Here is a 17,937-nt window from a genome sequence, read left to right as displayed (position 1 = left end):
GGGCGCCGTCAGCACGGCGTCGGCGTGCGCCCGGCACGCAGGTCCGCCAGCGCGGTGAGGGCGTCGTCCAGCGTCGCCACCCGCGCCATCGGCAGGCCCTCCTGGGCGTTCTGCACCGCCTCGGCACAGTTCTCGGCGGGCACCAGGAACAGCTCGGCGCCGATCTCCCGGGCCGAGACGAGCTTGAGCGGGATGCCGCCGATCGGCCCGACCACGCCCTCGGTGTCGATCGTCCCAGTACCGGCGACCACCGCCCCCTCGGTGAGGTCGGTGTCGCCCACGAGGTCGGTGATCCCCAGGGCCAGCATGAGACCGGCGGACGGACCACCGACGTCCGCGACCTCGATCCCGACGTCGAACGGCGCGTACGGGGTCTGCAGGACCAGCACGCCGAGCGCCGACCCCTCGCCCTCGGCCGCGGCGGACGTGGTCACCGTCACCGAGCCCGGCTCGCCCCGCCGCCGGTAGTCGACGACCACCGGGGAGCCCGGCGGGGTGGCCGCCAGCACCGCCGACAGGGCGTCCAGGTCCGGGGTGGGCGTGCCGTCGACCGCGTCGATCGCGTCCCCGGCCTCCAGCCGGTCGGCCGACGCCGAGTCCTCGGCCAGCTCCTGGACGACGACCGCATCGGCGTACCCCAGCTCGGCCAGCGCGGCGCCCCGGGCGGCCTGCTCGGAGGTGAGGAAGGCCTGCCGGTTCTCCGCCTGGGTCTCCTGCACCGACCGGCCCGAGGGGTAGACCTGCTCCCGCGGCACGACGACGACCTCGTCGTCGAACCAGCCCTGCACCGCACCCACCAGCGTCAGCTCGTCCTGCGGGATGCCGACGGTGGTCAGGTTGAGGTTGCCCGAGACGTCGTTGGGCTCTCGGCCCTCCACGCTGATGATCGGCGTGCCGTCGATCTCACCCAGGGTGTTGTACGTCGGCCCGGGCACCTGGGCCACGAAGGGCACCGGGAGCAGCGTCCCCAGCACGCCGAACACCAGCAGCAGCAGTGTCCCGGCGACCAGGACGGTGGTCCGCCGGGTCACCGGTGCACCGCGCCGGCGGCGGCCGGCTCCGTCCGCGACGTCGCCGCGTGCACGCCTGCGCCCTCGAGCACGACTCCTCCTCGCCGGCGGTCGACCGCCCTCGGCCGGCCCGCCACCGTCGTCGGACCCGCGGCCCGGCGGGCGGGCCCGTCGAACGGCGAGCGTAGGTGACCTGCGCGCCCCACCGGTCCGATGCAGGTCCGCCGGCCGCCGGGGCGGATCGGCCGGTGGCGGGTCCGGACGGCGGTCGGCGGCCGGCGTGCGCGGTTACGGTGGGGTCATGAGCGATCTCCCCTTCGGCTTCGGGCCCCCTGACCGCGACCCCGAGCGCCGGGGCGAGCCCGGCGGACAGGGCGGCGACGGGCCGGGCGGCAACGACCCCTTCGGCCTCGGCGCGCTCTTCGGCGGCGCCGGGGCCGGCGGTGGCAACCCCGCCGAACTGCTGGGCAAGATGCCGCTGTTCGCCGAGCTGCAGAAGCTGATGAACTGGTCGGGCGGCCCGGTGAACTGGGACCTCGCCCGGCAGGGTGCGATCAGCCAGCTCGCCCCCGGCCACCAGCCGACGTCCGCCGGTGAGCAGGCCGCCGTCACCGAGGCGATGCGGCTGGCCGACCTCTGGCTGGACCAGGTCACCGACCTGCCCTCCGGGGTCGACCGGGGCCTGGCCTGGTCCCGGGTGGAGTGGGTCGAGCAGACGCTGCCGGCCTGGACCGCGCTGATCGACCCGCTGGCCGAGCGCGTGGTCGCCGCCATGACCAGCGCACTGCCCACCGAGGCCGCGTCCATCGCCGGCCCGCTCGCCGGGATCATGGGGCAGATGGGCGGCGTCATGTTCGGCGCCCAGGTCGGCCAGGCGCTGGCCAAGCTCGCCGACGAGGTCACCACCAGCACCGACGTCGGCCTGCCGCTGGGCCCCCAGGGTGCCGGCGTCCTGGTGCCGCAGAACGTCGCCGCCTTCGGCGCGGGCCTGGACCGCCCCGAGGACGAGGTCCGGCTGTTCCTGGCCCTGCGCGAGGCCGCCCACCAGCGGCTGTACGCCCACGTGCCGTGGCTGCGCCAGCAGCTGACCGACGCCGTCCACGCCTACGCCCGCGGCATCCACGTCGACCGCGAGGCCATCGAGCGCGGCCTGAACGACGCGATGAGCGGCATGGAGGGCGGGCTGGACCCCAGCGACCCGGAGAGCATCCAGAAGCTGCTGGGCAGCGGGCTGCTCGAGCCGGAGGAGACCCCCGAGCAGCAGATGGCGCTGCGCCGGCTGGAGACCCTGCTCGCCCTGGTCGAGGGGTGGGTGGACAGCGTCGTCTCCGCGGCGGCAGCCGAGCGGCTGCCCGGGCACTCGGCGCTGGCCGAGACGATGCGCCGGCGCCGGGCCTCGGGCGGGCCGGCCGAGCAGACGTTCGCCACGCTGGTCGGGCTGGAGCTGCGCCCCCGGCGGCTGCGGGACGCCAGCACGGTCTGGGGGGCGATGGCACAGCAGCACGGCCCGGCCGAGCGCGACCGGCTGTGGTCCCACCCGGACCTGCTGCCCACCTCCGACGACCTGGACGAGCCGCTGGACTTCGTCGCCCGCCAGGGAGCCGGCGACCCGTTCGCCGAGCTGACCGGGGGCATGGGCGAGCAGTCCGACGGCACGCCGCCGGAGGAGGGTGGCAGCACGCCGGACGGCGAGGACGGCGGCGCCGAGCCCCGCGCCTGACCCCCGGGTCCGACGGGGTCGTGCCACGCCGGCACGACCCCGTCAGGCCCCGTCCGGAGGCCCGCCCCGAGCGTCGTGCCGTGCTGGAGCGGCCCCGTCAGGCCGCGTCCGGAGGCTCGCCCCGAGCTCGCGAGGGGTGAGAGGGACGGGGTCCTTCCACCGCCACGAGCGTGCGAGTGGTGGGGGGCAGCGGGGTCCTTCAACAGTCGACGGCGCCGGGCTCCAGGTCGTCGTCGTCGGTCGGCCGGCCACCCGTGGCGCCGTGCTCGAAGCCCTCGAGGAAGCCCAGCGCCCGCTCGGCCCGCGGGTAGGCGTGCACCAGCGCCCAGAAGCGCTGGTCGTGGTTGGGCTCCAGCAGGTGCGCCAGCTCGTGGACCAGGACGTAGTCGACGACGAACTCGGGCATGCCCCGCAGCCGGCTGGACAGCCGGATGGTCCGGTCGGCCGGGGTGCACGACCCCCACCGGCGGTTCTGGTTGTCCACCCACCGGACGCTGGCCGGCACGGCCCGCCCGTCCAGGTGCGCCCGGGAGAGCTCCAGCGCCCGGTCCATCAGCTCGTCGTCGGAGGCCAGGGTGCGACGACGGCGCTCCTCGCGGGTCTGCAGCTTGGCGACCATCTGGTCCACCCAGCGCCGCTCCTCGGCAGCGCTGAAGGCCGCCGGGATGAGCACGACGGTGCGCCCGTTCTCCCGGTAGGCCGTGACGGTCCGACGGCGCCGCGCGCTGCGGCGGACCTCCACCTCCGGCACCGGACGAGGAGGCGTGCGGACGGCGGGGACCGCCGTCGACGCAGCCGGCTCGCGGCGGTCGGGTCGCTTCTGCACGCACGCACCGTATCGGGCCGGGCGGCGGGCGCTCCGGGTGAGGACACCCGGTCGTGGACAGGTGCACACGGACAGTGGACACCGGTCGGGCGGCTGTCCCCCGATCGATGGACGCCGCATGATCACTCCACAGGCCCACTGGCGCGTTCGCGCAGGTGAGCGGACCGGGCAGCGGCGACCGCCCGCCGCCGTCCCCGCCCGCTCCCCCGGCCGTGCACAGCGACACGCCAGCGGGTCAACACCGTGTCCACACCGCCGTCCACAGGTTGTGGGAGGAGGTCGACGACCAGCCGCCCGGGCCTGTGGACGACGGCTGCGGGCCGGCCCGTCGCGCTGGCACCCTCCCTGCGGTGACCGAGAGCCCGCACCCGCTGCTGCCCGCCGCCACGCCGCTGCTCCGGCTGGACCCGGAGCTGCTGCAGATCGGTGGCGTCGACGGGCGCGACGGGCTGCGCGTCCACCCGGCCGGCGCAGAGGTCACCGCGCTGCTGCGCCGGCTGGACGGCCGGCGGAGCGAGCGCACGGTGCGCGCCGAGTCGGTGGCCGACGGCGTGCCCGGTGACGTGGTGGACGACCTGCTGGCCGGGCTGCGCGGCACCGGCCTGCTGCACGACCTGGCCGCCGCCGACCTGCTGGCCACCGACCCCGGCCCGGCAGCGGTCGCCCGGGCCGGCATGGAGCTGCCCGCCGCGGTCCCACGGGCCGGCACGGGCGGGCGGTGGCGCGCCCGCCGGCAGAGCGCGGTCGTCGTCGACGGCGCCACCCGGGTGGGCGCACCGCTCGCCGCCGTGCTGGCCGCCAGCGGGGTGGGGTGGGTGCACGTCCGGGACCGGGGCCCGGTCCGCGCCGAGGACGCCGTCGTCGGCGGGGCGACGGCGGCCGACGAGGGACGCCCCCGGGCGCTGGCGGCCGCCGACGCCGTCCGGCGGGCCAGTCCGCTGACCGACCTCCGCCCGCTCCCCCCGGACCGGGCACCGGACCTGGTGGTGCTGTGCCGGCCCTGGGCGGCCGCCGACCCCCTGTCCGCGGCCCTGCAGCAGGCGGGCACCCCGCACCTGGTCGCCACGGTGCGCGCGGAGACCGGGGTGGTGGGCCCGCTCGTGCTGCCGGGCAGCCCGGGTGGCGGCTGCCTGCGCTGCGCCGACGCCTGGCGGCGGGACGACGACCCGGCGTGGCCCCGGCTGGCCGCCCAGCTCGCCGCGGTCGAGCCGGCCCCGAGCGGCGCCACCGTCACCTGCCTGCTCACCGCGGTCACCGCGGCGGTCCAGGTGCTGGCCCACCTCGACGGCGACGACGACCCGGTGACCGTCGGCGCGGCCCTCGAGCTGCGCCCGCCCGACCTGCTGCCCCGCCTGCGCCGCTGGCCTCCACACCCGGGATGCGCCTGTCGCGGGACCGGCCGGGGCGCGCCACCGCCGTAGAGGGGACACTGGTGTGGTGAGTGACACCGGACGGGACATCCCGCGGGGGGCGGTGTCCCGAACGGCACGGCTCGCCGCCCTGCCGCTCGGCGCTGCCGGCAGGGCCACCCTGGGCATCGGCAAGCGGCTCTCGGGGCGTGCGCCCGAGGACGTGAGTGCTGAGCTGCAGCAGCAGACGGCCGAACAGCTGTTCGCCGTGCTGGGCCAGCTCAAGGGCGGTGCCATGAAGCTCGGCCAGCAGCTGTCGATCTTCGAGGCCGCCGTGCCCGAGGAGATGGCCGGGCCCTACCGCGAGGCGCTGGTCAAGCTGCAGGAGGCGGCTCCGCCGATGCCGGTGCGCACCGTGCACGCGGTGCTCGCCCAGCAGCTGGGCGGGAACTGGCGCGAGCGGTTCCGCGACTTCGACGACACCCCGGCCGCGGCGGCGAGCATCGGCCAGGTGCACCGGGCCACGTGGCGGGACGGCCGGGACGTCGCGGTGAAGATCCAGTACCCCGGCGCCGGCACCGCGCTGATGGCCGACCTCAACCAGCTCGCCCGGTTCGCCCGGATGTTCTCGGTGCTCTTCCCCGGCATGGAGGTCAAGCCGCTCATCGCCGAGCTCAAGCTGCGCGCGGAGGAGGAGCTGGACTACGGGCTGGAGGCCGACGCGCAGCGGGCGTTCGCCGCCGCGTACGCCGGCGACGACCAGATCGTCGTCCCCCGGGTGGTGGCCAGCGCACCGAAGGTCATCGTCTCCGAGTGGCTCGAGGGCATCCCGCTGTCCCGGGTCATCGCCGACGGCACCCGGGAACAGCGCAACCGGGCCGGGCTGCTGATGTCGGTGCTGCACTTCTCCGGTCCGCAACGGGCCGGGCTGCTGCACGCCGACCCGCACCCGGGCAACTACCGCCTGGTGCCCGACGGGCGGCTCGGGGTCATCGACTTCGGGGCCACGGCCCGGCTGCCCGACGGGCACCCGGAGCCCATCGGCCGGCTGGTGCGCTGGGCGCTGGAGGGCCGCGCCGACGACGTGCTGGCCGACCTGCGCGCCGAGGGGTTCGTCCGCGAGTCCGTCGAGGTCGACGCCCAGGGGGTGCTGGACTTCCTGATGCCCTTCCTCGCCCCCGTGTCGGCGCCGACGTTCCAGTTCAACCGGGCGTGGATGCAGGAGCAGGCGAACCGGATCGGTGACCCGCGGAGCGACGCCAGCCGGCTGGGCCGCCAGCTGAACCTGCCGCCGGCCTACCTGCTCATCCACCGGGTGACGATGGGGTCGATCGGCGTGCTGTGCCAGCTCGACGCCGAGGCGCCCTACCGCGGCGTCTGCGAGGAGTGGCTGCCCGGCTTCGCCGGCTGACCGGTCGTCCTCACGGACGGCACCGTGGCCGGGTGCCCTCCGGGGTGGCGCGGAGCCGCCCGGTCCGTCCCGACCGCGGGCGTGTGATCCCGCGGTCGGAACGGACGGCGGCTGCTGCCGTGCAGTGGTGCTGCCCAGTGGTGCTGTGCGGAGCCCGCGCCCGCCGTCGTCACCAGACGGCGGAGCTCGCGCGGGCGGCCCGCTGCGAGGCCCGCTCCGCCCGGCGCGCCCAGCGCCGGGCGGTGATCAGCCGCCGGGCCCGGGCCGACGCCTCGGCCTCGGCCATCCGGCGGGTCATGTGGGACCTGCTCAGGTCCTGGTCGAACGAGTACATCGCGATTCCTCAGGGTGCGACGGCACCGCTGCGCGGTGGCCGGGTGGAGGTGCACCGGGTGGAGGTGCACCGGGTGGCCGGTCGCCCGGGGTGCGGGCGCCGGACCGGCGGGAGCCACGTGCTCCGGTGCTGCGGCCTCATGCCGCGGCCTCGGTACGGACCTTGGGCGGACGGCCGCGGGGACGCTTCCGGGGGATGACGACCCCGTGGTCGAAGATCTCCCCGCCCCAGACCCCCCAGGGCTCGGCGCGGTCGAGCGCGCCGGCCAGGCAGGTCGCCTGGACCGGGCACCCGCCGCACAGGCTCTTGGCCTGCTCGAGCTGGGCCGGGGACTCGGCGAACCACAGGTCGGGGTCCTGCACCCGGCAGGGCAGTCCCCGACGGGTGCCTGCGCGGGCCGGGCCCTGGGTGGACACGTGCGTGCGGTCGAGCCCGGGTCGGCGATGGGACGTCGCGGGGTCGATCGTGGTCTGCACGGCCGCTCCTCCTCTTCCTTCGTCTCTGCGGCCGGTCGGCGGGGTCCCGCCGGCCGGTGGCCGGGGTCCGCGGGGGCTCGTCGAGACGCTGGAGCAAGACGAAGGCCGCGGTACCCGGTGTCCGGGTTCCGCGGCCTCGAGGAGGACCTGCTGGGCGTGCTAGCCCAGTGGGTCTTCCGGGGGCAGGTCACCCGGGGTGCTGCTGGTGTGCCGAGCGGAGGCGCCGACGACGGCGTTCTCCGCCAGTGCGGTGGTCTGGACGGACGGCTGCCCGGTGCCGATGGGCGCACCGGTGGCGAGGAAGCCGGTCGTGCCGGCGGCGGCGAGCAGGCCGCGCAGACGGACAGCCGTGGGAGCGCCGGCGATGGACAGACCGGTGGCGTTCCACGGAGCGGCGTACGGCGCCATCAGGGCGATCTGATCGGCCGGGAGGGAGCGGTGCAGGCCGACGGCCGGCGAGGTCACGGTGCGCACGCCGGCGGTGGTCAGGTCGGTGCTGTTCACGGGGCCCCTCCTTCCGGGGTCGGAGCCCGGCCTCTCGGCCGGTCTCCCTGCGGTCTGCGTCAGGGTGGTGCGTCCTGGGTCACTCCCAGGTGGTGGGACGAAGGCTAGGGGAGCCGCCGGAGACGGGTCAATCGAATTAACCGAGAAACCCTCAGGAGGTGTGTCCGCCCTGCTCGGAGGCGTGTCCGCCCTCGACGGTGGCGATCACCTCGGCGCCGTAGAGGTCGAGCTTGCGGGCCCCCACACCGGGCAGCGCCGACAGCTCGCGCACGGTGGTGGGACGCGTCTCGGCGATGGCCTGGAGCGTGGCGTCGGTGAACACCACGTACGCCGGCACCGACGCGGCCTCGGCGGTGGTGCTGCGCCAGGCCCGCAGCCGCTCGAACAGCTCCCCCGCCTCCCCCTCGAGGACGACCTTCGGCCGCTTGGCCGGGCGGCGCGGCGCGGCCGCGGCGTCCGGCGCCAGTCCGTCGAGGAACCGGCTGCGCGGCCGGGACCGGCGGCCGCCGGGGTTGCGGGCCAGCGACCAGGACAGCGTCAGCTGCTCGCGGGCCCGGGTGACCGCGACGTAGAGCAGCCGGCGCTCCTCCTCCACTGCCTCGGGGCGGGACTGCGACTGGGCGATCGGGACGACGCCGTCGACCAGCCCGACGACGAACACGGCGTCCCACTCCAGGCCCTTGGCCGCGTGCATCGACGCCAGCGTCACCCCCTGCACCGTGGGGGCGTGCTGGGCGTTGGCCCGCTCGGCCAGGTGCGCCACGAAGCCGGCCAGGTCCAGCGTGGGCTGCTCGGCCACCAGGTCGACGGCGAGGTCGACCAGCGCGGCCAGGGACTGCCAGCGGTCGCGCGCGGTGCCGCCCGGCGGTGGCCGGTGCTCCACCCAGCCGGTCGAGGCCAGCACGTCGCGGACGGCGGGCACCAGCGCGCCCGGGTCGTTCCCGCCGGCCGCCGCACCGCGCAGCAGCAGCACCGCCTCACGGATCTCCGGCCGCTCGAAGAACCGCTCCCCGCCCTTGAGCACGTACGGGACGCCGAGGTCGGCCAGCGCGGACTCGTAGACCTGGGACTGGGCGTTGATCCGGAACAGCACGGCGATCTCGCTGGCCGGCAGCCCGCCGTCGACCAGCTCACGGCAGGCGCGGGCCACCGCCGCGGCCTCGGCCGGCTCGTCGGGGTGCTCGACGAAGGTCGGGGCCGGGCCCTCGGCCCGCTGGCCGAGCAGGCGCAGCCCGGGCAGCCCCTTGCGGGGCGGTGCCTGGCCGATCAGCCGGTTCGCCAGGCCGACGACCTGCGGCGTGGACCGGTAGTCGCGCTCGAGCTTGACGACCTCGGCGTCGCCGTAGCGGTCGGCGAAGCCCAGCAGGTACTCGGGGTCGGCGCCGGTGAAGGAGTAGATCGTCTGGTTGGGGTCGCCCACCACGCAGACCTCCGCGCGCCCGCCGAGCCAGGCGTCCAGCAGCCGCTGCTGCAGCGGGTTGACGTCCTGGTACTCGTCGACGACGAAGTGCCGGTACTGGGCGCGCACCTCGCGGGCGACGTCGCGGTGCTCCTCGATCGCGTAGGCGGTGACCAGCAGCAGGTCCTCGAAGTCCAGGGCGCCGTCGCGCTGCTTGGCCGCCTCGTACCCGCGGTACACCTCGGCGACGGCGGAGGCGTCGAAGGGCAGGTCGCGGCCGGCGGCCGCGGCCCGGGCCGGGTAGTCCTCCGGGGTGGCCAGCGTCGTCTTCGCCCACTCGATCTCACTGGCCAGGTCCCGCAGGCTGGTGCGGTCGGTGGTCAACCGGGCCCGGGTCGCGGCACCGGCGACGACGCGCAGCTTGTTCTCGATCAGCTCGGGCATCGGCCCGCCGAGCACGCGCGGCGCGAAGTACCGCAGCTGGCGCATCGCCGCGGCGTGGAAGGTCCGGGCCTGGACACCGCCCACGCCCAGCGCCGACAACCGGCCCCGCAGCTCACCGGCCGCCCGGGCGGTGAAGGTGACCGCGAGCACCTGCTCGGGCACGTACTCGCCCAGGTGCACCCCGTAGGCGATCCGGTGGGTGATGGTGCGGGTCTTGCCCGTCCCGGCGCCGGCGAGGATGCACACCGGCCCGCGCACCGCCTCGGCCGCTGCCCGCTGCTGCTCGTCCAGGCCCGCGAGCACGGCCTCCGGCCCGGTCGGTCCCTCGGCGGTGCCCCGCTCGTCCTCGACCCGCTGCATCGCCACGACCCGATCCTCCCAGCCGCTCCCGCCGGGCGGGGGAAGGATCCCCAGGCCCGGTGCGTTCGGCCAGCGGCAGGCCCCGGGCACGGGCCACCCTCCCCGGGTGGCTCCCCGGGGGAGACACGAGGGAGGATCCACCCGATGAGCACCCCGACGGCCGCGGTCACGATGTACACCACGAACTGGTGTGGCTACTGCATGCGCCTGAAGAAGCTGATGGACCGCGACGGCATCGACTACGCCGAGGTCAACATCGAGGTCGAGGAGGGCGCTGCCGACATCGTCATGCAGGCCAACGGCGGCAACCGCACCGTCCCGACGCTGGTCTTCGCCGACGGCTCGGCGCTCACCAACCCCAGCATCGACCAGGTGAAGGCCCAGCTCGCGCAGCTGCCCGGCGCGTGATCGCCGGCCGTGGCCCCGGGGAGCGATGATCGTCCACCCGGGGGCTGCGGTCCGCCTCCCGCCGATCGAGCCCCGGCACCCAGGGAGGCCGTGATGGAACCGATGACCGGCACACCGCTGCCCTGCAGCCGGCCGGTGGCGGCCGCGCTCCCGGCGGACGTGCTGCTGAGCCCGTCCGGCGGTCCCGCGGCCCTCGTGGTCCGGACCAGACGCGGCTGGTCGGTGCTCAGTCCCCTGCCCGCCCTCGCGGACGCACCGGGCGGGGCGGTCGGTGACTCCGGCGGGGGCTGGGGCGAGGTGGTCGACGGGCTGGCGCTGGTCGAGGCGATGACCCTGGCCGACCTCGTGGCCGGCGAGGTGGGCGCCGCACCGGAGCCGGACCGGCAGGCGCGCCGGGCGGCCCGGACGGCGGGTCCGCCGACCCCCACGGCGGGTGGTGCAGGCTCGTGCGGCGACCCGCGGGACGACGAGATCGCCGCGCTGCGGCGCACCGTCTCCCAGCTCGAGCACGCGCTGGCCGCCCGCGTCTCGATCGAACGGGCCATCGGTGTCCTGGCCGAGCGGCACGGCAGCAGCCCACGCCAGGCGTTCGAGGAGCTGCGCCGGCAGGCCAGGTCCCAGGGCCGGCCGGCCGCCGAGCTCGCCGGCGAGGTGCTCGACGCCCTCCCCGCACGCGACGCCGTCTCCGGGGCCCCCAGCTGACCGCTCCGCTCCCGCTCTCGCCCGACGCGCTGGCCGACCGGCTGGCCGAGCTGCTGTCCCAGGTGCCGCCGGAACCCGGGGCGGCCTCGCTCCGGGTCGCCGTCGACGGACCGGATCTGCCCGGCGCACCGGGGACGACCGGTCCGCAGGTGCTCGCCGACGCCGTGGCCGCACGGCTGCCCTCGCTGAGCCGGCCGGCGGTCGTGGTGCCGGCCGAGGGCTTCTACCGACCGGCGTCGCTGCGGCTGGAGCACGGCCGCACCGACCCCGACGCCCGCTACAGCGACTGGCTGGACGCCGGTGCCCTGGCCCGTGAGGTGCTGGACCGGTGCGGGCCCCGGGGCACCGGGGAGCACCTGCCCGCGCTGTGGGACGTCGAGCGGGACCGGGCCGCGCGCGCGGGGTACCGCCCGGCCCCACCCGGTGGGGTGCTGCTCGTGCCGGGCTCGCTGCTGCAGGGGCTGGGGCTGGCCTTCGACGTCGTCGTCCACCTGCGGATCAGCCCGGCCGCCCGGCGGCGGCGGGCACCGGCCGACCGCGCCTGGGAGCTGCCGGCCTTCGACCGCTACGACGACGAGGTGGACCCGGCGGCACTGGCCGACGCGGTGGTCCTCGCCGACCACGCCGACCGGCCGGCGCTGGTGCTCCAGGGCCGCTGGAGCTGACGCCCCTGCCCGGACACATGCGGTCCGGCTACAGCTCGCCGGCCACCCAGCGGTCGATGATGTGCCGGGCGATCGAGACGGTCGGCGGCAGCGCCTGCGGGCCGGTGCCCGCGCGCAGCTCGTCCCGGCTGAACCACCGGGCCTCCTCGATCTCGTCGTGGTCGATGCGCAGCTCCTCGGTCGTCGCGCGGGCGACGAAGCCGAGCATCAGCGACTGCGGGAACGGCCACGGCTGGCTGGAGACGTAGCAGACGTCGGTGACGGCGATGCCGACCTCCTCGGCGACCTCCCGGGCCACCGCCGCCTCGGCGGACTCGCCGGGCTCGACGAAGCCGGCCAGGATCGAGAACCGGCCCGCCGGCCAGACCGCCTGCCGGCCCAGCACGCAGCGGTCGCCGCCGTCGTGCACCAGCATGATCACCGCGGGGTCGGTGCGCGGGAAGACCTCGCGGCCGCTGTCCGGGTCGCGCTGCACCCAGCCGGCGCGCTCGATCGTGGTCGCCGCACCCGTGATCGGGGAGAACCGGTTGCGCTCGTGCCACTCGATGATGCCCACCGCCTGGACCAGCAGACCCGCGTCCAGGTCACCGAGCGCGCCGCCGACCTCGCGCAGCCCGGACCAGGAGTCGACCGGCCGGCCGGCCACGCTCAGCGCGCGCGGGGTGCGGAGCGCGGCGTACGCGACGCCGTCGGCCTCACCGAGGTAGATGGCGCCCTCCGGCCAGGCGGCCCGCTCCTCGTAGACCAGCTCCGGGCCGGCCGTCCCCTCGTGCACCGGCGCCGCGCGCCGCTCGTCGATGCGCAGCACGCGGACCGGCCGGCCCTGCGCCGGGTCCGGCAGCGACCGGGCCAGGTGGCCCCGGTCGTGGGCGGTGCGGGACAGCAGCGGTACGTCGGTGACCGCGCCGGCGTACCGGTCCTCGGGCCAGTCACCGCGGGCGGGCGGCGGTGGGTTGTCGGCCGGGGTGCTGCCGCCGGGCGGGACGCTCACGCGAGCGGCTCGGGCGCCGGTTCGACGGTCGGGGCGGTGACCTCGATCGGGCCGAGCACGCGCAGCTGGTCGGCGACCTCCTCGGCGTCCCCGACGACCACCGCGGTCAGCCCGGCCGGCGACAGCCAGCGCCGGGAGACCTCGGTGACCTCCTCGACGGTCACCGCGGCCAGCGCCTGCTGGTGGTCGGCGAGCCAGTCGGCGGACAGGCCGGCGCCGAAGAGCGCCGAGAGCGTGCTGGCCAGCCCGGCGTGCGTCGCCGTCCCGAGGGCGAGCGTGCCCAGCAGGTACCGGCGGGCGGAGTCCAGCTCGGCCTCGGTGACCGGGGTCAGGGCCATCCGGCCCAGCTCGTAGACCGTCTCCAGCAGGGCGGGGCCGGTGACGCCGGTGGCGACGTCGGCCTCCACGGTGAACGAGGAGCCGGCCATCAGGTGCTCGACCGAGCTCCGCGGGCTGTAGGTGTAGCCCCGCCGCTCGCGGATGTTCTCCACCAGCCGGGAGGAGAAGTAGCCACCGAAGACCATGCTGGCCAGCCGGAGCGCGGGCAGCTGCGGGTCGGTGCGGCCCGGTGCCGGGCCGCCCAGCCGCACGTTGGACTGCACGGCGCCGGCCCGGTGCACCAGCTCCAGCGGGCCGGGGGCGAGCGTGGGCACCGGCGCCGCCGCGACCGCCTTGCCCTCGGCGACCCAGCCGGCCAGGGCGGTGCCGACGACGTCGACCGCCGCGGCGGGATCGACGTCACCGACCAGCACGAGGGTGCTGCCGGCGGGCAGGACGCGCTCCCGGTGCAGCTTGCGCAGCGCCGCCGGGGTGACCGCGGCGACCAGCTCGGCCGCGGGCAGCTGTTGGGCGTACGGGTGGGCGCCGAACCGCCGGGCGGCCAGGGCCGACCGGGCGATGACCCCGGGCTGGGACCGGGCGATGAGGATGCGCTCCCCCACCCGGGCCCGCTCGGCGTCGACCGGGCCCGCCGGGTAGGTCGGCGCGGTGAGCAGCTCGGTGAGGACGCCCAGGACGGAGCCCAGCCCGTCGGGGAGCATCGTGGTGGAGAACAGCAGCCGGTCGGCGTCGGCGGAGACCGACAGCTCGCCACCGTGCGTCTGCAGCAGCTGGGCGATCTCCAGCTGGTCGTGCCGGGCGGTGCCCAGCAGGACGGCGCTGGCCAGCAGGGCGGTGCGGGCGGCGTGGGTGGCTGCGGCCCGCGGGGCGGAGGCGGCGAAGGGCACCCGCAGGCGCAGCTCGACCAGCGGCACGCCCGGCCGCGGGACGACGACCAGCCGCAGCCCGTTGGGCAGCGTGGTCTGGTGCACCTCGGGCGCCACGGCGGGGCGGGGTTCGCCCAGCGGCGGCACCAGCGAGAGGTCCAGCACGGGTGCACTCATCGGGCTGCCCCTCCGGTCGCGCGCAGTTCGAGGACGGCGGCGGTGTCCGGCGACAGCCCACGGGCCGCCGCCTGCACCTGGTCGGGCGTGACCGCGGCGAGCCGGGCGGCGAGCTCGCCGGCCAGCTCGGCCCGGCCGTGGATCAGCTCGGCGGAGGCGAACCCGAGGGTGCGGCCGAGCACGGAGTCGGCCTGCTGGAGCAGCTGCGCCTCGGTGCGCGCGGTGACCCGGGCCAGCTCGTCGGCGGGCACGCCGTCAGTGGCGACCCTGTCGACCTCCTCGTGCACCGCGGTGAGCACCCGGTCGACCGGGACGTCGGCCGGGTGGTGGACCTGGCTGACCAGCAGCGTGGCGTCGCGGACGTCGAAGGGGTCACCGAACAGGCCGAGGTAGGTGCTCTGCGCCACCGCCAGCCGGTCGGCGTGCAGCAGCCGGCGCTCGAGCCGGGAGGCGTCGCCCTCGCTGAGCAGCTCGGCCAGCAGCACGGTGCCCAGGTAGGTGTCCAGGTCACCGACCGGGTCGGGCACGCGCCAGCCGATCGCGACGGCGGGCGCGGGGGCCAGGCGGTCCTCGACCACCCCGCGGCGGACCGTGGTGGGCGAGGGCTCACCGACGGCCGGTGCCGGCGGGGCCGGGCGGGCGGGCACCTGGTCGAACCAGCGGCGCACCAGCACCTCGGTCTCGGCGACGTCCAGGTCGCCGCCGATGCAGAGCACCGCGTTGGACGGGGCGTAGTACCGGGAGAAGAAGTCCGTGGCGTCGTCCACGGTGGAGGACTCGAGGTCGACGAAGGAGCCGTAGCCGTCGTGGGTGTTGGCGAAGCTCTCGAACGCGATCTCCGGCAGCTGCAGCCAGGGGAACGCGCCGTAGGGCCGGTTCAGCACGTTGACCCGGATCTCCTCCTTGACCACGTCGATCTGGTTGCGGAGGTTCTCCTCGGTGATCGCCGGGGCCGCCATCCGGTCGGCCTCCAGGAACACCGCCCGCTCCAGCGCCTCGGCGGGCAGCGCCTGGAAGTAGTTCGTGTAGTCCTGGTGGGTCGACCCGTTGAAGGTGCCGCCGGCGGCCTGGACGAGGCGGGCGTGCTCCATCTTCGGCACGTTGGCCGAGCCCTGGAACATCATGTGCTCGAAGAGGTGCGCGAAACCGGTGCGGCCCGGGGGTTCGGAGCGCATGCCGACGTCGTAGAAGACGCTCACGGCGACGACGGGGACACTCCGGTCCGGCGCGAGCACGACCCGCAGTCCGTTGTCGAGCGTGAACCGCTCCACAGGGTGCCGCAGGGTCAGGTCGGGCCCAGCTGCTGTCACGCCACCGACCCTAACCGCGCCGTCCGACACGCCGCAGACGGGGACGGCCGGGCTCCCCCGTCCGGGCTGCCGTCCTGCCTGGCCGCACCGCCCTCCCCGCGAGCGGGCGCCCCGGCCCGCCGCCGTGCGTCGGGCCGCCCACCCCGTCCGGGGAGGGGCACCCCACGGAGGCTCGTGCTCTGGTGCACCGGTGCAGCCAGAGCACGAGCACACCGGGCACCACGGTCGGCACCCTCACAGCACCTGGACGTCGGCGAGCACCCGGTCGATGGCCCCGTACAGCTCGGCGTGCGTGTTGGGGATGGACAGGTACAGCAGGGCGAGTGCGGGCCGGCCGACGTCGACCAGCAGCAGCGCGGCCCGCTCGCCGCTCGCGTCGTAGCCCTCGGCGTCCCAGGTCAGGTCGAACTCGACGAGCCAGGCGGGAGCACCGTCGACGGTCACCGCCTCGTCCCGGCGGACGGTCCGCTCGTTGGGCTCCGGGTAGTACCGGGTGCGCACCGAGTCGGCCACGGCGGTGGCCGTGGACTGCAGGGTGTCGGGCCCGGACCAGCCGTAGGAGGGGACGAGCGGCCCGGAGGTGCACTGGGCGATGAACACCTCGCCCGCGCCCGGCAGGTCGTCCTGGGTGACGAAGTACTGGCCGGCGACCGCGACCGTCTCCAACTGCACGCCGCGGTCCCACTCGAGCCAGCCGTCGCCGAGGAAGGGGTAGGAGATGCCGGCCGCCTCGTCGATGATCCGGACCGTCCCGGGCGGGAACTCCCGGCCGGGCGCAGGGGCGGCCTCGGTCAGCGGCGCCTGGCCGGCCGGCTCCGGCGCCGGCCCGGAGCCCCGGACCAGCAGACCGGCCAGCACCAGCACGAGCACCAGCAGGAACCCGCCCAGCCCGAGCAGCAGCGGGCTGCGGCGCGGCCGGGCCGGCTCGGGGCTCTCCCAGGAGTCCCAGGAGGACGACGGGGCCTGCACCGGCGGGGCCTCGAACGGCCGGCCGACGCTGACCCCCGGTCCGGCCGGGGTGGTGACGTCGGACCAGGTCACCCCGTTCCACCAGCGGACGAGCTCCGCGGCGCCGTCCGGATCGGGGTACCAGCCCGGCGCCGGCGCGCTGCCCTGGCCGACCGGCCCCGCGAGCCCGGGGCCCGGGCCGCTCATCCTCGGCGCTCCCCGGTCGTGCTCAGCGCGCCGGGAACGGGACGGTGGCCAGCTCGCGCCACAGGTGGGCGGTTGCCTCGGCGCCGCGGTACAGCATCGGCAGCAGCACCCGCTCGTTCGGCGAGTGGATCCGGTCGGTGGGCAGCCCGGCGCCGAGGAACAGCAGCGGGGCGCCGAGGATGCCGGCCAGGTCGGCCTCCGGGCCGCTGCCGCCCTCGCGGGTGAACAGCACTTGGTCGGCGTCGGTGTCGAAGGCCTGGGCGATGGAGCGCAGCAGCGCGTCCATGGCCGGGTGGTCGATGTCGCTGCGGCACGGGGCGACGCCGCCGGGCGGCACGTGCACGTCGGCCTCGATGCCGGCCGGGGTGTTCGCCTGCACCCAGGCGCGCACCTGCTCGCCGAGGTCGGCCGGCACCTGGTCGGCAACGAGCCGGAAGGTCACCTTGGCGTGCGCCTCGGCGGGGACGATCGTCTTGTGGCCGGGGCCGGTGTAGCCGCCCCACATGCCGTTGACCTCCGCGGTCGGGCGGGCACCGACCCGCTCCAGGGTGCTGAAGCCGGCCTCGCCGGTGGCCACCCGGGAGGCGGCCGGGCCGGCCAGCCACGCCTGCTCGTCGAAGGGCACCCGGCCCATCAGCTCGCGCTCGCGGTCGGTCAGCGGGCGCACCTTGTCGTAGAACCCGGGCAGGGTGACCCGCCCGGACTCGTCGTGCAGCGAGGCCAGCAGCTCGGCCATCGCGTGCAGCGGGTTGGGCACCGCGCCACCGAAGGAACCGGAGTGCAGGTCGACGGCGGGCCCGCGGAGGGTGATCTCGGCGTCGGCCAGGCCGCGCATGGCGGTGACGGCGCTCGGCACGTCGGGGGCGGCCATGCCGGTGTCGCTGACCACCACGACGTCGCAGGCCAGCCGGTCGGCGTGCGCGCGCAGCAGGTCGGCGAAGTACGGCGAGCCGGACTCCTCCTCCCCCTCGATGAGCAGCTTCACCGTGACGGCGGGGGTGTCCCGGCCGGTGGCGGCCAGGTGGGCGCGCATGCCGAGCAGGTGGAAGGCGACGTTGCCCTTGTCGTCGATGGCGCCACGGGCGTGCAGCTCCGGGCCGTCGGGGCCCTCGACCCGGGTGGGCTCGAACGGCGGGCGGTCCCACAGCTCCAGCGGGTCGACCGGCTGGACGTCGTGGTGGCCGTAGACCAGGGCGACCGGCGCCCCCGCGTCGGCGGAGGGCCACTCGGCGAAGACGGCCGGGGCACCCTCGGTCGGCCAGATCTCCACGGTCGGGAACCCGGTGCGGCGCAGCGCGTCGGCCAGCCAGTCAGCACTGGCGGCGACGTCGCCGGCGTGCGCCGGGTCGGCCGAGATCGACGGGATCCGCAGCCAGGCGTCGAGGTCGGCGTGGAGGTCGTCGAGGTGGGCGGTCACGAAGTCGCGTTCGGCGGAGCTGCTCACGCCGTGGACGGTATCCCGCCGCGCGCACGCGACCGGCCGGGTGCCGG

The 17,937-nt window shown here is 76.3% G+C and carries 17 protein-coding genes; 6 read left to right on the top strand and 11 right to left on the bottom strand.

The genetic code is table 11. The annotated features are described in order from the left end of the window. Positions 1 to 8: 8 nt before the first annotated feature. The gene (locus FB380_RS11325) at positions 9 to 1,031 is read right to left on the bottom strand and encodes a YlbL family protein (RefSeq protein ID WP_166755128.1); all 1,023 of its coding nucleotides are present in this window, start codon (positions 1,029 to 1,031) and stop codon (positions 9 to 11) included. A 280-nt stretch (positions 1,032 to 1,311) separates the two neighbouring features. Between FB380_RS11325 and FB380_RS11320 the strand changes: the two genes are divergently transcribed. Then, on the top strand, positions 1,312 to 2,730 hold the full coding sequence (locus FB380_RS11320) for a zinc-dependent metalloprotease (protein WP_166755127.1): 1,419 nt from the start codon (positions 1,312 to 1,314) through the stop codon (positions 2,728 to 2,730). 199 nt (positions 2,731 to 2,929) lie between these two features. On the opposite strand, the gene FB380_RS11315 is transcribed toward FB380_RS11320, so the two are convergent. Next, positions 2,930 to 3,556, bottom strand: a complete 627-nt coding sequence (locus FB380_RS11315; RefSeq protein ID WP_188959605.1) for a M48 metallopeptidase family protein — start codon at positions 3,554 to 3,556, stop codon at positions 2,930 to 2,932. 350 nt (positions 3,557 to 3,906) lie between these two features. Here FB380_RS11315 and FB380_RS11310 point away from each other — a divergent pair, with 350 nt between their 5' ends. Continuing rightward, entirely contained in the window at positions 3,907 to 4,977 is a 1,071-nt protein-coding gene (locus FB380_RS11310) for a ThiF family adenylyltransferase (protein WP_166755126.1), read from the top strand. A 16-nt stretch (positions 4,978 to 4,993) separates the two neighbouring features. Further along, positions 4,994 to 6,316, top strand: coding sequence for an ABC1 kinase family protein (locus tag FB380_RS11305; RefSeq protein WP_166755125.1), 1,323 nt, complete (start codon positions 4,994 to 4,996; stop codon positions 6,314 to 6,316). Positions 6,317 to 6,485: 169 nt separating this feature from the next. Here FB380_RS11305 and FB380_RS11300 read toward each other — a convergent pair whose 3' ends face one another. The 4 genes from FB380_RS11300 to FB380_RS11285 form a co-directional block, all read right to left on the bottom strand. Continuing rightward, a complete protein-coding gene (locus tag FB380_RS11300) occupies positions 6,486 to 6,650 on the bottom strand; it encodes a hypothetical protein (protein WP_166755124.1) in 165 nt (54 codons plus the stop codon). Positions 6,651 to 6,787: 137 nt separating this feature from the next. Further along, positions 6,788 to 7,126: a WhiB family transcriptional regulator gene (locus FB380_RS11295; protein WP_425563421.1), complete on the bottom strand. Its 339-nt coding sequence runs from the start codon at positions 7,124 to 7,126 to the stop codon at positions 6,788 to 6,790. Between the two features lie 159 nt (positions 7,127 to 7,285). Then, complete coding sequence (locus tag FB380_RS11290) at positions 7,286 to 7,630, bottom strand: hypothetical protein (RefSeq protein WP_166755123.1); 345 nt, start codon at positions 7,628 to 7,630, stop codon at positions 7,286 to 7,288. 151 nt (positions 7,631 to 7,781) lie between these two features. Beyond that, a complete protein-coding gene (locus FB380_RS11285) occupies positions 7,782 to 9,833 on the bottom strand; it encodes an ATP-dependent DNA helicase UvrD2 (RefSeq protein WP_166756240.1) in 2,052 nt (683 codons plus the stop codon). Between the two features lie 144 nt (positions 9,834 to 9,977). On the opposite strand from FB380_RS11285, the gene FB380_RS11280 reads away from it, so the two are divergent. The 3 genes from FB380_RS11280 to FB380_RS11270 all read left to right on the top strand — a co-directional run bounded on the left by FB380_RS11280 (position 9,978) and on the right by FB380_RS11270 (position 11,608). Continuing rightward, a complete protein-coding gene (locus FB380_RS11280) occupies positions 9,978 to 10,241 on the top strand; it encodes a mycoredoxin (protein ID WP_036340330.1) in 264 nt (87 codons plus the stop codon). Positions 10,242 to 10,334: 93 nt separating this feature from the next. Further along, entirely contained in the window at positions 10,335 to 10,943 is a 609-nt protein-coding gene (locus tag FB380_RS11275) for an ANTAR domain-containing protein (RefSeq protein ID WP_229682107.1), read from the top strand. 62 nt (positions 10,944 to 11,005) lie between these two features. Further along, the gene (locus FB380_RS11270; protein ID WP_229682108.1) at positions 11,006 to 11,608 is read left to right on the top strand and encodes a nucleoside/nucleotide kinase family protein; all 603 of its coding nucleotides are present in this window, start codon (positions 11,006 to 11,008) and stop codon (positions 11,606 to 11,608) included. Positions 11,609 to 11,636: 28 nt separating this feature from the next. Here the strand turns inward: FB380_RS11270 and nudC are convergent, their stop codons facing one another. The 5 genes from nudC to FB380_RS11245 all read right to left on the bottom strand — a co-directional run bounded on the left by nudC (position 11,637) and on the right by FB380_RS11245 (position 17,890). Next, the gene (gene nudC / locus FB380_RS11265) at positions 11,637 to 12,599 is read right to left on the bottom strand and encodes an NAD(+) diphosphatase (protein ID WP_166755122.1); all 963 of its coding nucleotides are present in this window, start codon (positions 12,597 to 12,599) and stop codon (positions 11,637 to 11,639) included. Next, complete coding sequence (locus FB380_RS11260) at positions 12,596 to 13,981, bottom strand: M16 family metallopeptidase (RefSeq protein ID WP_166755121.1); 1,386 nt, start codon at positions 13,979 to 13,981, stop codon at positions 12,596 to 12,598. Before FB380_RS11260 ends, nudC begins: the two co-directional genes overlap by 4 nt. Next, positions 13,978 to 15,291 carry a M16 family metallopeptidase gene (locus tag FB380_RS11255; RefSeq protein WP_166755120.1) on the bottom strand — a complete coding sequence of 438 codons (1,314 nt, stop codon included), beginning with the start codon at positions 15,289 to 15,291 and terminating at the stop codon, positions 13,978 to 13,980. Before FB380_RS11255 ends, FB380_RS11260 begins: the two co-directional genes overlap by 4 nt. Positions 15,292 to 15,525: 234 nt before the next feature. Beyond that, entirely contained in the window at positions 15,526 to 16,446 is a 921-nt protein-coding gene (locus FB380_RS11250) for a DUF2510 domain-containing protein (protein ID WP_166755119.1), read from the bottom strand. Between the two features lie 22 nt (positions 16,447 to 16,468). Then, positions 16,469 to 17,890, bottom strand: coding sequence for a M20/M25/M40 family metallo-hydrolase (locus FB380_RS11245; protein ID WP_166755118.1), 1,422 nt, complete (start codon positions 17,888 to 17,890; stop codon positions 16,469 to 16,471). Positions 17,891 to 17,937: the final 47 nt, after the last annotated feature.

The organism is Modestobacter marinus, from assembly GCF_011758655.1.
Lineage (GTDB): Bacteria > Actinomycetota > Actinomycetes > Mycobacteriales > Geodermatophilaceae > Modestobacter > Modestobacter marinus.
This window is presented reverse-complemented; position numbering and strand designations above follow the sequence as displayed.

Excerpts from the sequence above, each read along its gene's own strand:
- FB380_RS11250 (WP_166755119.1), bottom strand. The coding sequence starts at position 16,446 with ATGAGCGGCCCGGGCCCCGGGCTCGCGGGGCCGGTCGGCCAGGGCAGC.
- FB380_RS11300 (WP_166755124.1), bottom strand. The coding sequence starts at position 6,650 with ATGTACTCGTTCGACCAGGACCTGAGCAGGTCCCACATGACCCGCCGG.
- FB380_RS11275 (WP_229682107.1), top strand. The coding sequence starts at position 10,335 with ATGGAACCGATGACCGGCACACCGCTGCCCTGCAGCCGGCCGGTGGCG.
- FB380_RS11280 (WP_036340330.1), top strand. The coding sequence starts at position 9,978 with ATGAGCACCCCGACGGCCGCGGTCACGATGTACACCACGAACTGGTGT.
- FB380_RS11260 (WP_166755121.1), bottom strand. The coding sequence starts at position 13,981 with ATGAGTGCACCCGTGCTGGACCTCTCGCTGGTGCCGCCGCTGGGCGAA.
- FB380_RS11285 (WP_166756240.1), bottom strand. The coding sequence starts at position 9,833 with ATGCAGCGGGTCGAGGACGAGCGGGGCACCGCCGAGGGACCGACCGGG.
- FB380_RS11320 (WP_166755127.1), top strand. The coding sequence starts at position 1,312 with ATGAGCGATCTCCCCTTCGGCTTCGGGCCCCCTGACCGCGACCCCGAG.